3 protein-coding genes (2 of these 3 running past the window's edge) are annotated in these 16,132 nt (G+C 53.8%); all 3 read right to left on the bottom strand.

Going from position 1 to position 16,132, the window contains the following annotated elements:
• Tightly spaced (each overlapping or abutting the next), the 3 genes in view from BDE27_RS08425 to BDE27_RS08415 form a layout consistent with a single transcriptional unit that may run on beyond the window.
• Positions 1–40, bottom strand: the 5' portion of a protein-coding gene (locus BDE27_RS08425; RefSeq protein ID WP_120211339.1) for a non-ribosomal peptide synthetase. 14,588 nt of this gene lie to the left of the window's left edge; 40 of the gene's 14,628 nt are visible here — the first part of the coding sequence; it begins with the start codon at positions 38–40; the stop codon falls past the left edge of the window.
• Positions 37–6,732 (bottom strand): non-ribosomal peptide synthetase, encoded by a 6,696-nt coding sequence (locus tag BDE27_RS08420; RefSeq protein ID WP_244208732.1) that lies wholly within the window; start codon positions 6,730–6,732, stop codon positions 37–39. The genes BDE27_RS08425 and BDE27_RS08420 overlap by 4 nt, the downstream gene beginning before the upstream one ends.
• Positions 6,732–16,132, bottom strand: partial view of a non-ribosomal peptide synthetase gene (locus BDE27_RS08415; RefSeq protein ID WP_120211338.1) — the end only. Its footprint extends 13,372 nt past the window's final position; only the last 9,401 of its 22,773 coding nucleotides appear in the window; the start codon falls outside the window, past its right edge — the gene reads right to left on this strand; its stop codon occupies positions 6,732–6,734. The genes BDE27_RS08420 and BDE27_RS08415 overlap by 1 nt, the downstream gene beginning before the upstream one ends.

The raw sequence follows: 16,132 nt of genomic DNA, 5'->3' as shown, positions 1-16,132 counted from the left end.
CACGTTTCAGGTTATCGCGGTTCATGTTATTCCTTATCATTTGTTGCTGTCTCCGCTTAAAATTGCCATTAATTCTTCGGTTGACATTAAATCCAGTTCGTTCTCGAGTGATTCAATATTGCTGTTCCCTATAGCATCCAGTTGGGTGGTAAGGATGATGCCGGCCTGTTCCGCCAATTGAGGAGAAAGAAACAACGAGGAGATAGGGATATCGACCAGAAATTCATCTTGTATGCGTGTTGCTAATTGCGCGATCATCAATGAGTGGCCGCCAAGTTCAAAAAAGTTATCGTGGCGACCGATTCGCTCCAATCCCAGCAAGTCTTGCCAGATTCGAGCCAGAATAATTTCTTCCTCACTGATCGGTGCTTCATAGTGGCGTACAACCACAGCGGACGCATCAGGTTCAGGGAGTGCCTGACGGTCAAGTTTGCCATTGGGCGTCAGTGGGAAAGTGTCCAAAATGACAAACGCACTGGGCAGCATATAGTCAGCGAGATGCTGAGCAAGTTGCTGACGCAGTTCTGCCGGCACCAGTTCAACATCGGTTTGGGGGATCAGGTAGGCGACCAGACGTCTCTGGTTTTCCGTGTTGTCAAGATGAGTACCTTCACGCATAAAAACGATAGCCTCATGCACCCCATCACATTGCATTAACGTGGCTTCAATCTCGCCGGGTTCAATGCGGAAGCCACGCAACTTGACTTGGAAATCATTGCGACCAAGGTATTCGATATTGCCATCGGGCCGCCAACGACCCAGATCGCCGGTTTTGTACATGCGGGCATCTGGGTTCTGGGAGAACGGATCGGTAAGGAAACGTTCGGCAGTCAGTTCAGGACGATTTAGGTAACCGCGAGCAACACCGACACCAGCGATATGAATTTCTCCGGTAACACCAAGAGGAACAGGCTGACCACGTGCATCCAGAATATAAACTTGGGTATTGGCAATCGGGCGGCCAATAGGAATGGAACGGGTTACATCCACGGGGGAAGTAATCTCGTAGGTGGTGGCAAACGTGGTGGTTTCCGTTGGACCATATCCGTTAATCAGGTGTACGGGTTGTGACGCAGCCAATTGCACCTGTTGTATTTTCCTCCGATCGAGCACATCGCCGCCGACAAGCAAGTAACGCAATTGCCCAAACAGGGAATTGAGGCTATCGAGATATTCGTTGAACAAGCCCACCGTCAACCAGAGAGCGGTGACGCGTCCCTTGATCAATGAATCGCAGAAACGTACTGGATCGAGCAACTCAGATTGCGGAACGACATGCAGGCGCGCCCCATTGAGCAGGGCAGACCAGATTTCCCAGGTCGAGGCATCAAAAGCAATATTGGCACAATGGGCAACGCAGTCGTGGGCTACGATATCGGCATAAGCACTATTGATAACCAGCCGATTAACACTGCGGTGTTCGACCATCACGCCTTTGGGTTGCCCGGTAGAGCCAGAGGTATAGATCACATAGGCCAAATTTTGTGATGTCAGGTGCCGTGCCTGTAAATTAGGGTTATGAGTCGGTTGTTCCTCTAGTAACGTTTTCTGGGCATCAAGCACGACTATAGGCACAGTTGCAGGTACGCTGCTGTGCAGCCGGTCCAGCTGTGCTGTCTGGGTCAGTAATACCACCGGGGTGGCATCTTCGAGCATATAGGCCAGTCGTTCAGTTGGATAAGCGGGATCGAGCGGGACATAAGCTCCGCCAGCCTTAAGGATGCCGAGTAATCCTACAATGGTGTCCAGACTGCGTTCGGCACAAATTGCCACCCGATCATCCGGCCGCACTCCCAGTGCAATCAAGTGGTGTGCCAGACGATTGACACGTTGGTTCAGTTTTCCATAGCTCAGTGTCTGGTTTTCGTAGACGACAGCGATGGTATCAGCATGCTGTTCAGCCTGTGCTTCAAATAGTTGGTGGATTAGCGCACCTTGTGGGAAATCGGTTTGGTTGTCGTTAAAACCTGCCAGCACTTGTTGCCGCTCTGCCGTCGGTAAGATTGGCACGGCCAAAATCATTTGTTGCGGATTATGTACCAAAGCATCGATCAGGCCACTAATGGCTGTCAGCAGATAATGGGTTACACGAACTGGATCGATATCGGCCACAGTGTGGGTGGTCAGGTGAAAACCAACACCTAAGTCGTCTACCGATAGCGTAATGGGATAGTTGGTTCGTTCCTGTGTTGCGATGACGCGCATGTCTGACCAGATATTAACCGCATTCGCTTCATTGGGCTGGGAGTGACGGTAATTAAGCAAGGAGCTGAACAGCGGTATGGGTGGCGCGATACCACTACAACTTTGTGCCAGCGCCAGTGGTGCCTGTTCATGTTCCAGTAGTGACATCAAGTTATCGTAGGTGGCTTGCACCACTGTTTGCACATTGCGATCAGCCAGGGAGACACGCACTGGCAGGGTATTGATAAACATGCCCAGTGTTTGGCCGGCACCCGCACCGCTTTGCAGACGGCCCAATAGTACGGAACCAAAAACGACATCGTCACGACCACTGGTATGAGCCAATACCTGCGCCCAGGCCACATGAAACAGGACACTTGGGCTGATCCCTAAGCGCCGAGCCTGGCTGCGAATGGCTTCCGCCAGCTCAGGGGCAAGAGGAAGGCGGGCTTCGGTGATGGCGTTACTCTCGCGTAATGTTTGGTTATCCGGTATCGACAGCACACCGAATGGTGCCGTCGGTGTATCAATATCGGCGAGTTGAGCACGAAAATAGGCTTCATATTTTGCGGCTGGTACGTTCAGGGTTTGGGCGATAAAGTTGCGATAGGGCAGTACCGTAGGCAGTATTTGCTGTCCTTGCAATATTAGTGCTATTTCAGCAAAAATCAGATCCAGTGTCATATGGTCGCTGACCAGATGATGGAAACGCAAGGCCAGCAGCCATTCATCCTGTAGCGGATCATGGGCAATATCAGTGGCAAAGAGGGGGGCACGGTTCAAATTGATACGGTGCTGGCGCGGATCAGTGTAAGCCTGTAACTGTGCTGAAATGTCGTCTTCCACATCATTTGGCGTAGACGTTGGGGTAAAAACCTTGATATCCAGTTGTGCCTGGCGCCAAACTACCTGAACCGGCTGTTCCAGTCCTTGCCAATAAACCGCCGTACGCAGGATATCATGGCGGTTGATAACCTGTTGCAAGGCAGCCAGAAAGCTATCGAGACGATCACGAGAATTGAACGCAAACAAGCTCTGTAACAGATAGGTATCACCTTGTGCCTGCATTCGGTAATGAAACAGAATGCCTTCCTGCAACGGGGCCAGTGGATAGATATCCTGTATATTACTTGTTCCGCCGGAAACGGTATCAACGATGGCATCAATCTCAGATTGGGAAAGCGAAACCAGTGGCAACATATCGGGGGTGATGGCCGTGCAGCCTTCGGGAATAAGATTGGGTGGTACGACAAAGGTACTGTCCCCATACTGGATAGCCTGAGCCATATCGGCGAGGACAGGTGAGGCGAACACACTGCGAACTTCGAGTTTCCAGCCGATACTACGCAGCTCTTCGATCAGACTGACAATCATCAGTGAATGGCCGCCGAGTTCAAAGAAATGGTCATGGCGGCTGATTTGTTTCAACCCCAGGAGTTTTTGCCAAATTTGTACCAGAGCGATTTCTCTCTCACCGACGGGCGCTGCATAGCTGCGGGTCACAACCGCCGATAAATCCGGGGCAGGCAGGGCCTGACGATCGAGTTTACCGTTAGGGGTAAGCGGGAAAGCGTCTAATATCACAAAGGCACTGGGCAACATATATTCAGTGAGATATTGGCTAAGCTGATGACGCAGGTCAGAGGGCACCAATTCGATACCCGTTTGGGGCAACAAATAGGCCACCAGACGCTTCTGGCCTGGCTCATCTTCGCGGGCCAATACCACGGCTTCGCGCACACCGTGACATTGTCTGAGCTGGATTTCTATTTCCCCCAGTTCAATGCGGAAACCCCGCAACTTGACCTGAAAGTCATTGCGGCCAAGGTATTCAATATTGCCATCGGGCAGCCAGCGGGCAAGGTCACCGGTCTTGTACATACGGGCGTCCGGTTCCAACGCAAACGGATCAGCAAGAAAGCGCTCGGTGGTCAGTTCAGGGCGATTCAGATAACCACGGGCGACACCAATACCGCCGATATAAATTTCCCCCGCCACACCGACGGGAACAGGCTGACCCTGTGCATCCAGAATATAAATTCGGGTATTGGCAATCGGACAGCCGACAGGAATAGAACGGGTTACATCAATGGGAGACGTAATCTCGTAGGTGGTAGCAAATGTCGTGGTTTCCGTTGGACCATACCCATTTATCAGGTGGGCGGGTTGGGACTCAGTCAATTTTACCTGTTGTATCTTCCTCGGATCGAGCACATCGCCACCGGTAAGCAGGTAGCGTAATTGTCCAAACAGGGGCCTGAGGCTATCGAGATATTCGTTGAACAAGCCCACCGTTAACCAGAGGGCGGTGACGCCTCCCTTAATCAGAGTGTTGCAGAAATGTGTCGGATTGAGCAGCACGGATTGCGGAACGACATGCAGGCGTGCCCCATTGAGCAGGGCAGACCAGATTTCCCAGGTCGAGGCATCAAAAGCGATATTGGCACAATGGGCAACACAGTCGTGGGTACCGATATCTGCATAAGCACTGTTGATAACCAACCGGTTGACACTGCGGTGCTCGACCATCACACCTTTGGGTTGACTTGTTGAACCAGAGGTATAAATCACATAAGCCAGATGGCGTGATGTTAGCCCCAATGAATGGGCTCGCGGATTGTGAGTCGGTTGTATTTCCAGTAACGTTTTCTGGGCATCAAGCACGATGACAGGCACCGTTGCAGGGACGCTGTCGTACAGTCTGTCGAATTGTGCTGTCTGGGTCAGTAATATCACTGGGGTGGCATCTTCCAGCATATAGGCCAGCCGCTCGGCGGGGTAGGCCGGATCGAGCGGGACATAGGCCCCACCGGCCTTAAGAATACCGAGTAAACCCACGATGGTGTCCAGACTGCGTTCAGCACAAATCGCTACCCGATCATCCTGATGTACGCCTAAAGTAATCAGATAGTGGGCCAGCTGATTAGCGCGCTGGTTTAACTCACCGTAGCTCAGGAGTTGATCTTCATAGACGACAGCAAGGGTATCGGGATGCTGTGCTGCCTGCGCTTCAAATAGTTGGTGGATCAACGCGTCTTGCGGGAAATCTGCCTGAGTGGCATTGAAGTCCACCAGCAGTTGTTGCCGTTCTGATGCGGGCAACATGGGCAAAGTGGTAATCCGCTGGGTTTCATCCGTCACCATGGCGGTCAGCACATGGGTTAAATAGCCCACCATCCGTTCAACGGTGGCGGTGTCGAATAAATCGGTGGCGTATTCCAATTCACCGATCAGGTCAGTCTCGGTTTCACTCAGTGATAAGGTTAAGTCAAAATGAGCATTACGATGATCCTGAGCAATCGTCATCAGTTGCAAACCCGGTAGCGCCAACGCTTGGGTTGGGGTGTTGTTTAAAGCCAGCATCACCTGAAAGAGGGGATTGTAGCTTAAACTGCGTTCGGGCTGGAGTGCTTCCACTACCTGCTCGAAGGGCAGATCCTGATGGGCATAGGCGGCCAGTGCCCGCTCCCGAACCTGAGCAAGCAGATCGGCCACATTGAATCCATCATGGAAGGTAACGCGCAAAGCCAGCGTATTAACAAAGAAACCTATCAGCCCTTCCAGTTCATGCTGTGGGCGGTTAGCGACAGGGATGCCGATAACGATCTCGTCCTGTCCACTGAGCCGGGCCAATACCAGACTCCAGGCACTGAGCACGGTCATAAACAACGTGGTGTTGTGACGTTGTCCAAGCACTTTAAGTGAAGCCAATAAATCCGCATCAACGTGCACAGGCACGCGGTTACCCGCATAGGTTTGTACCGCTGGGCGAGGCCGGTCGGTAGGCAGGGTGAGTAAGGCGGGCGCGTCAGCCAGCTGAGCACACCAGAAATCACGTTGAGCAGTGAAGGCCGTGCCTTGTAGTTGCTCCTGTTGCCAGACCGCATAATCAGCATATTGAATTGGCAGGGGGGGCAAAGGATCACCATGATGACCGTCAAGGGCCGTGCGGTAAAAGGTGCCCAGTTCTTGCACCAGCACACCGACGGACCAGCCGTCAGTGATAATGTGATGCAGGGTCAGCAACAGCACATGCTCGTCGTCTGCCAGTTGCAGCAATTGACCACGGATTAACGGTCCCTGGGCAAAATCAAAGGCCGCCTGCGCCTCGATATCAGCGAGTTCGGCAACACGCTGGGTACGCAAGGCGGGATCGAGCGGGCGCAGGTCGTGGCAGGACAGAGCAAAACCGATATCAGCCGGATCGATATGCTGGCAGGGTTGGCCTTCTATCAGGACAAAACGAGTACGCAGACTTTCATGGCGGGCAATCAGGCGGTCAAGTGATGTTTTCAGCGCCTGGCAGTCGAGTTGACCAGTGAGGCGTAATGTCACTGGCAAATGATAAGCCTGGCTGGCCGCCGGATCGAGCTGGCTGATAAACCACAACCGCTGCTGGGCAAAAGAAAGAGGCAGAGGCTGATGTCTGTCCGCAGGTTTGATGAATGCCGGTTGCTGCTGATCCCCGCGGGTTTTCAGTTGTTCTTCAAGTCTTTTCTCCAGCACCGCACGTTTTAAGTCATTAATATTCATATTGAACTTTGTCATTATTTACTGTCCCTGCCTAAAATTGCCATCAATTCTTCTGCCGACAATGAGTCAAGATCGTTTTGAATTGACTCAAGCTCGTTTTCCGCTACCGCATTCATTTGAGCTGAGAGAATGACAGTGGCCTGCTCTATCAATGTGGGCGAAGTGAATAACGAGGTCAGAGGAATATTGACCAGGAATTTGTTTTTTATGCGGGTTATCAGTCTGACGACCATTAGCGAGTGACCGCCGAGTTCAAAAAAGTGGTCATGGCGGCTGATACGTTCCAGTCCTAATACGTCTTGCCAGATTTGCGCCACCGCGGTTTCTATTCTGCCCTGTGGCGGTTCATAACTCTGGGTTACTACGGCAGCTAGATCTGGCGCAGGCAGAGCTTGACGGTCAAGTTTGCCATTGGGGGTCAGGGGGAAGGATGCCAGCGTGACAAAGGCACTGGGTAGCATGTAGTCAGCGAGGTGTTGGGCCAGTTGCTGGCGCAGCTCCACAGGCATCAATTCAACGCCTTCCTGCGGTAATAGGTAGGCGACCAGCCGTTTCTGGCCGGGTTCGTCTTCGCGCGCCAGCACCACCGCTTCGCGTACCCCGCCACATTGACTGAGCCGGGTTTCGATTTCCCCCGGTTCGATACGAAAGCCGCGCAGTTTGACCTGAAAATCATTGCGGCCGAGGTATTCGATATTGCCATCGGGTAGCCAACGACCAAGGTCGCCGGTTTTGTACATGCGTTCCTTTGGATCTGGGGAGAATGGATTGATGAGGAAGCGTTCGGCAGTGAGTTCAGAACGGTTAAGGTAACCGCGAGCCACCCCGGCACCAGCAATATAAATTTCCCCCGCTACACCATAAGGAACGGGCTGACCCTGCATATCCAGAATATAAATCTGGGTATTGGCAATCGGGCGACCAATAGGAATAGAGCGGGTCACATCAACAGGTGAAGTAATCGTATAAGTTGCTGCAAACGTGGTGGCTTCCGTTGGGCCATATCCATTAATCAGGTGTGCTGGCTGGAACCCGGCCAATTGCACTTGCTGTATCTTCCTCGGATCAAGCACATCACCGCCGACAAGCAGGTAGCGTAATTGTCCAAACAGGGGCTTAAGGCTATCGAGATATTCGTTGAACAAGCCGGCCGTCAACCAAAGGGCACTGATTTCCCCCTTAATCAGTGAATCGCAGAAATGCACCGGATGAAGCAGAACAGATTGTGAAACCACATGCAGGCGTGCGCCATTAAGTAAGGCCGACCAGATTTCCCAGGTTGATGCGTCAAAAGCAATATTGGCACAATGAGCGATACAGTCGTTGGGACCAATGTCAGTAAAGCCATTATTGATAATCAGGCGAAGAACATTGCGGTGCTCAACCATCACGCCTTTAGGCAGTCCGGTAGAACCGGAGGTATAAAGCACGTATGCCAGATGGTGTGACATCAATCCCAGAACCTGCATGTCTGGGTTATGGGTTGGTTGCTCCGCCAGAAGTGATTCTTGAGCGTCGAGTATCACTGTCGACATGGACATAGGTACAGAATTGGACAGCCTGTCGGCTTGTGTTGTCTGAGCCAGCAAGGCCACGGGTTCTGAATCTTCAAGTATATAAGCCAGCCGTTCGGTCGGATAGGTGGGATCGAGCGGTACATAAGCCCCGCCGGCTTTGAGGATAGCGAGCAGGCCTACGATGAGATCCAGACTACGTTCGATACAGATTGCGACCCGATCATCCGGGTGCACTCCCAATGAAATCAAATGGTGAGCCAACTGATTGGCACGGCAGTTGAGTTCACCATAACTGAGTGTTTGCCCTTCAAATACGACAGCGATGGTATCGGGATGGTGCACCACTTGAGTTTCGAACAATTGATGAATCAGCTTGTCTTGCGGAAAATCTGTTTGTGTAGCGTTGACATCTACCAGTAGTTGCTGGCGCTCTGTGGCGGGCAGGATTGATATGTCTTGAACTAACCGTTGTGGATCATCAACCAAAGCATCAATCAAACCGCTGATGGCGGTGACCAGATAGTGGGTTATTCGGGTTGGGTCGATATCGGCTGCTGTTTGAGCGATCAACTGGAAACTGGCACCTAAATCATCCACTGACAGGGTGATGGGATAGTTAGTACGTTCTTCTGCGGCTAAAGTACGTATACCTGACCAAATGGTATCAACCGCCTCGGTTTCACTAGATTGACCATGACGATAATTCAATAAAGTACTAAATAACGGTATCGACTGTGGCATACCACTGCAACGTTGTGCCAGCGCCAATGGAGCCTGTTCGTGTTCCAGTAACATCATCAAACCGTGGTGGGTGTTTCGTACGACTTCCTGAACAGTGTAATTAGTCAGGGAAACTCGCATTGGTAACGTATTGATGAACATACCCAATACTCGCTCGGCCCCCGCGCCACCTTGCAGGCGACCCAATAGCACGGAGCCAAACACCACATCATCACGGCCGCTGGTTTGTGCCAGTACCTGGGCCCAGGCGACATGGAACAGGACACCCGGACTGACCCCGAAACGACGCGCCTGAGTACGGATGGCTTTGGCCAGATCGGGGGCGATAGGGAGGCGTGCCTCAGTCACGCGGTCGTTGTCAGGGTGAACCTTGAGTACACCAAAGGGCGCCGTGGGTTCATCAATATCCGCCAGTTGGGTACGGAAATAAGCCTCATGATCAGCGGTCGGGGTAGCCAGGATTTGGGCGATAAAGTTGCGGTAAGGCAATACCGCTGGCAGCCTCTCCGTTTTGCCCTGCAAGATAAGCGCGATTTCTGCAAAAATCAGCGCCAGTGTCAGATGGTCACTGACCAGATGATGGAAGCGTAGCGCCAGCAACCACTCATCTTGGGCTGGATCATGGGCAATATCGGCGGTAAACAGCGGGGCGCGATTCAGGTCAATACGGTGCCTGCGTGGATCGGTATGACTCCTGAGTTGAGCAACCACGTTGTCGTCAACCGTGATGGGATTGAAAACATTAACTGTCAGCGGTGCCTGACGCCAAACTACCTGTACCGGTTGAGCCAGCTCTTGCCAGTAGACGGCGGTACGCAGAATATCATGGCGGTCAATGACCTGTTGCAGTGCGGTTAAAAAGGCATTGAGGCGATCACGGGTATCGAACGCGAGCAAGCTTTGCAGCAGATAATTATCCCCCTGTGTCTGTAACAGATGATGGAACAGAATGCCTTCCTGTAACGGCGCGAGCGGATAGATATCCTGCACCTGACTAGCGCCGCCTGGGATTTTCTCAACGAGGGTATCAATTTCAGCCTGGGAGAGAGAAACCAGAGGCAGCATATCGGGGATGATAGCCATACAATCTTTGGGGATACGGTTGGGGGGCACAACAAAGGGGCTGACCTCACGCTGGATAGCCTGGGCCATCGCAACCAGGATCGGCGCGACAAACACGCTGCGCACGTCGAGCTGCCAGCCCAGATTGCGCAACTCTTCGATCAGACTGACAATCATCAGCGAATGGCCGCCGAGTTCAAAGAAGTGGTCATGGCGACTGACCTGTTTCAACCCTAAAAGTTTTTGCCAGATTTGGGCTAAGGCGATTTCTGTTTCACCGACGGGGGGGACGTAGCTGCGCGTGGCCACTGCGGATAAATCCGGGGCTGGCAGGGCCTGACGGTTAAGTTTGCCATTGGGCGTCAGCGGGAAAGTGTCCAGGGTGACAAAGGCGCTGGGCAGCATATAGTCAGCCAGATGCTGGGCAAGCTGCTGGCGTAGTTCAGCGGGCACCAGTTCAATCCCCGCCTGCGGTAGTAAGTAGGCGATCAGTCGTTTCTGGCCTGGCTCATCTTCGCGGGCCAGCACCACCGCTTCCCGTACCCCGTCACACTGGGTGAGCTGGGCTTCGATTTCCCCCAGTTCGATACGAAAGCCGCGCAGTTTGACCTGAAAATCATTGCGGCCGAGGTATTCGATATTGCCATCGGGCAGCCAACGGCCGAGGTCACCGGTCTTGTACAGGCGGGCAGCCGAGTCCGGGTAGAATGGATCGGTCAGGAAGCGCTCGGCCGTCAGTTCAGCGCGGTTCAGGTAGCCCCGGGCGACTCCGGCCCCAGCGATATAGATTTCGCCCGCCACGCCAAGCGGTACGGGGTGGCCGTAGGCGTCGAGAATATAGATCCGCAGATCTGCCAGCGGCTGACCAATCAAACTGCCCTGCCTTGAGTGGATATCAGCTTCGGTTAGCTCCCGGTAGGTGGCATGAACGGTAATTTCGGTGATGCCATACATATTGACCAGACGGGTTTGTGCCGTCGGGTTGCGCTCCACCCACGGAGCCAGGGTATATAATTCCAGGGCTTCGCCGCCAAAAATAATGCACCGCAGCGTATGTGCAGTCGTATCTTGGGCGGAAATTAATTGACGAAAAGCACTGGGGGTCTGGTTCAATATTGTGACGTGTTCACGGCACAATAGCGAATAGAATAGCTGCGGTGAACGGGCACATTCTGCTGAGATAATGACCAGCCGGCCACCGTAAGCCAACGCCCCCCACAATTCCCAGACGGAGAAATCGAAAGCAAACGAGTGGAACAGCGTCCAGACATCCTGGTCATCAAACTGAAAACGGGCTTGTGTGGCGGCTAACAGGCGGGTGACATTGGCGTGCTCAACCATGACACCTTTCGGTGTTCCGGTCGATCCCGACGTGTAAATCACATAGGCCAGATGACGGGATGTCAGGCCCAGCGCCTGAACGTTTGGATTGTCAGTCGGTTGTGTTGCCCGGCCTGGTTCAGGGTTGTCCAGCAAAACCACAGGCAAGGGGCTGTTCAGTTTGTCGCATAATGTGGTTTGGGTCAGTAAAGCCACCGGAGCGGCATCTTCCAGTATATAGGCCAGGCGTTCGGCGGGGTAGACCGGATCGAGCGGCACATAGGCACCACCTGCCTTGAGAATTGCCAGTAAGCCGATCACCATTTCCAGACTGCGTTCGACACAAATCGCGATCCGATCGTCCGGACGTACTCCCAACGTGATCAGATAATGCGCTAACTGATTGGCACGGCGGTTTAACTCACCATAGCTGATCGTTTGCTCCCCAAATACGGCAGCGATAGCTTCAGGGTGCTGTGTGGCCTGCACTTCAAACAGTGAGTGGATCAGTGCCGCTTGTGGGAAATCCGTCCGGGCGGCATTGAAGCCGGTCAGCAGTTGTTGTCGCTCCGATGCCGACAGCATGGGCAGAGTGACAATCCGCTGGGTTTCATCCGTCACCATTGCGGTCAGTACATTTGTCAGATAACCGACCATCCGCTCAATGGTGGTGGCATCGAATAAATCAGTGGCATAGGCCAGTTCGCCGACCAGGCCGGCTTCGGTTTCGGTCAGGGATAAGGTTAAATCAAAGTGTGCACTATGGTGTGCCTGCTCAACGAGAGAGAGCTGGAGATCAGGTAACGCTGGCTCCTGGAGTGATAAGTGTTGTGGCGTGTTGTTTAAGGCCAGCATCACCTGGAAGATTGGGCTGTAACTCAGGCTGCGTTGGGGCTGGAGGGCTTCCACCACTTGTTCAAAGGGTAGATCCTGATGGGCATAGGCCGAGAAAGCGTGTTCCCGCACCTGGGCGAGTAAATCAGCGACACAGGTAGAATTATCCAGCGTGATACGCAAAGCCAGCGTATTGACGAAGAACCCGATTAGTCCTTCCAGTTCATGATGCGGGCGGTTAGCCACCGGCGTACCGATGACAATATCCTCCTGCCCACTGAGCCGGGTGAGGACGATGCTCCAGGCACTGAGTACCGTCATAAACAGGGTGGTGTTATGGCGCTGTCCCAGTTCTTTAAGCGAAGCGAGTAATGCTGCATCAATGTGGACTGGTATTCGGCTGCCCACATAGGACTGCACTGCGGGGCGAGGTCGGTCGGTGGGCAGCGTTAGTAAGGCCGGTGCGCCGGCCAGCCGGGCACACCAGAAATCACGTTGGGCCGTGAGAGTGGCTTCTTGCAGCCTGCCACGCTGCCAGACCGCATAGTCGGCATACTGAATCGGCAGCGGCGGTAAGGGAGCGTCTTGACCATCAAGGATGGCGCGGTAAAGGATACTGAGTTCATGAAGCAATACGCCGATGGACCAGCCATCAGAGATAATATGATGCTGGGTGAGCAGCAGGTGCTGTTCATCATCGGTCAATTGCAGCAGGTGACCCCTGAGCAGCGGGCCTTGAATAAAATCAAACGGCGTCTGTGCTTCGTGATCCGTTAATTCCGCAATACGGTTGCTACGGGCGTCCGGCGTTAATGGGCGCAGATCTTGGTAAGACAGGGCAAAGCCGATATCAGCCGGATCGATATGCTGACAGGGCTGCCCGGAAACCAGCACAAAGCGGGTACGCAGGCTTTCATGGCGGGCGACCAGATGGTCAAGGGCGCGGGTCAGGGCTGGGCGATGAAGCTGACCGGTCAGGCGCAACGCCATGGGAATATGGTAAGCCAGACTGGCCGCCGGATCGAGCTGAGCGAGGAACCATAAACGCTGCTGGGCAAAGGACAGAGGCAACGGCTGGCTGCGGTCAGCCACGGGGATGTGTACCTGAGAGATGATTGCCGTATCAGTCAGTGCGAGGGCCAGATCGATCAAAAGCGGTTGGTCAAAGAGTTGCTGTAATGGCAACTCGCGGGCCAGTTGTTGACGAATGCGGGCCGCCAGCTGAACGGCCAGCAGGGAATGGCCACCGAGTTCGAAGAAGTGATCGTAACGACCGACGTGTTCCAGGCCGAGCAGGTCTTGCCAAATTTCGGCCAGGGTAATTTCTGTTTCGCCCACGGGAGGGGCATAATCCCGGACCACCACGGCCGCTAAATCCGGCGCAGGGAGGGCCAGACGATCCAGTTTGCCGTTAGGTGTGAGCGGGAAGGCGTTCAGTGTGATAAAGGCGCCGGGCAGCATATAGTCAGCCAAGTGCAGGGAGAGTTGCTGGCGCAATTCAGCTGGCACCAGCTCAGCCCCCTCCTGCGGCAGCAGGTAAGCGACCAGCCGTTTCTGCCCCGGCGCATCTTCGCGGGCCAGCACCACTGCTTCACGTACCCCGTCACATTGGCTGAGTTTGGCTTCAATTTCCCCCAGCTCGATACGAAAGCCGCGTAGTTTGACCTGAAAATCATTGCGGCCGAGGTAGTCGATATTGCCATCGGACCGCCAGCGGCCGAGGTCACCGGTCTTGTACAGGCGGGCATGGGGTTCCGAAGAGAACGGATCGGCAAGGAAGCGTTCAGCGGTCAGTTCAGGCCGGTTCAGGTAGCCGCGAGCCACCCCGTCACCGGCGATATGGATTTCCCCCGCCACGCCGACGGGAACCGGTTGCCCCTGGGTATCCAGAATATAAATCTGGGTATTAGCGATTGGGTGGCCGACAGGGATCTTACCGTCAACGTGCTGGTCTGCCATGGCCGGGATTTCATAGGCGGTAGCAAACGTGGTGGTCTCCGTTGGCCCATAGACATGCAGTAAGTGTTTGGGGGGATATGCGGTTCTGAGGTGAATGGCCGGACGGGTATCCGCCAGCTCCCCACCAAAAAGAACATACCGTAAGCCGGATAAGGCTGGCCCAATCAGGTTTGCATATTGGTTAAACAGGGCCGTGGTCAGGAAGAGGGCACTGACCCCTTCCGATGACAGGCACTGACCAAAAAGGGTGGGTTGTAACAGGGTTTTTTCCGGGATGAGCAGAATACGCGCCCCATGAATCAGGCCAGCCCACACTTCCCAGGTGGCGGCGTCAAATGAGACATTGGCGCAATGGGCGATACAGTCGTCAGGCCCGATATCGGCAAAGCCATTATTGATGATCAGGCTAACGACATTGCGATGCTCGACCATCACCCCTTTGGGTTGGCCGGTTGAACCCGACGTGTAAATCACATAGGCCAGATGACGGGATGTCAGTCCCTGTGCTTGTACGTCGGGATTATCCGCTGGCTGGGTGGCCCATATCGGCTGCTGGCGGTCAAATAAAGGATCAAGTAAGACTGTCGGCACGGTATCGGGCAGCGTGTTTAGTTGTGTTGTCCGGGTCAATAACACCACTGGCGCCGCATCCTGGAGCATATAGGCCAGTCGTTCAGTTGGGTAGGCTGGATTGAGCGGGACATAAGCCCCGCCGGCTTTCAGGATAGCCAGTAAGCCGACCACCATCTCCAGACTGCGTTCGATACAGATGGCGATCCGATCATCCGGGCGTACTCCTAGGGCAATCAAATGATGAGCCAGACGATTGGCATACTGGTTCAATGCTTCATAGCTCAATGTTTGCCCTTCGTAGATCACGGCTGTGGCATGGGGGCGTTGTAATGCCTGGACTTCAACGAGTTGATGGATCAATGCGTCTTGCGGGAAATCCGCCTGAGTGGCATTGAAGTCCACCAGCAATTGTTGCCGCTCTGCCGCCGGTAAGATGGGGATATCCCGGATTTCTTGTTGTGGATGATGAACTAAGGCATCGATTAAACCGCTGATGGCTGTCGTCAGATAGGTATTGATGCGTTCTGGCGCAATGTCGGTGACGGTCAGGGCCGTCAGCTGGAAATTATCTCCTAAATCATCGACTGACAGGGTAATGGGATAGTTGGTCTGTTCCTCAGCCGCGACCAGGCGCATTTCTGTCCATATGGTGTCAATGGTATCGTCCCTGTCAGCCTGACTATGACGATAATTGAGCAGGGTGGTGAACAGCGGCATGGGGTGGGCCACACCACTGTACCGTTGTGCCAGTGCCAGCGGGGCCTGCTCATGTTCCAGCAAAGCGGTTAGATGCTGATAGGTTTCCTGCACGCTTTCCTCTACCGTGCGTCCGCCCAGAGAAATACGCAGGGGGAGAGTATTGATAAACATCCCCAGTATGCGGTCAGCTCCCGCCCCGCCTTGCAGCCGGCCCAGTAACACGGAGCCAAACACCACGTCATTGCGGCCGCTGGTGTGGGCCAATACTTGCGCCCAGGCCACATGGAACAGGACACCGGGACTGACCCCCAAACGACGGGATTGAACACGAATGGCTTCAGCCAGTTCAGGAGCGAGTAAAAGTCTGGACTTGGCGACAGATACAGATTTGGCATCGTTTGGCGTGTTTTTGGGAATAGTGAGTACACCGAACGGCGCTGTTGGCTCATCAATATCGGCGAGCTGTTCGCGAAAGTAATCCTCATGCACTGAATTCGGTACATTGAGGATCTGAGCGATAAAGTTGCGATAGGGTAGCGTGGTGGGTAGAGCTTCCGCATTTCCTCGTAATATTTGGGTAATCTCAGCGAAAATCAGATCCAGTGTCATATGGTCGCTGACCAGATGGTGGAAACGCAGTGCCAGCAACCACTCATTTTTTGCCGGATCAAGGGCAATATCAGCCGTAAATAAGGGGGCTTGAGTCAGGT

The organism is Xenorhabdus ehlersii (assembly GCF_003610465.1).
GTDB lineage: Bacteria > Pseudomonadota > Gammaproteobacteria > Enterobacterales > Enterobacteriaceae > Xenorhabdus > Xenorhabdus ehlersii.
The sequence above is the reverse complement of the archived record's forward strand: the minus strand, read 5'-3'. Positions and strand labels throughout refer to the sequence as shown.

Excerpts from the sequence above, each read along its gene's own strand:
- BDE27_RS08420 (WP_244208732.1), bottom strand. The coding sequence starts at position 6,732 with ATGACAAAGTTCAATATGAATATTAATGACTTAAAACGTGCGGTGCTG.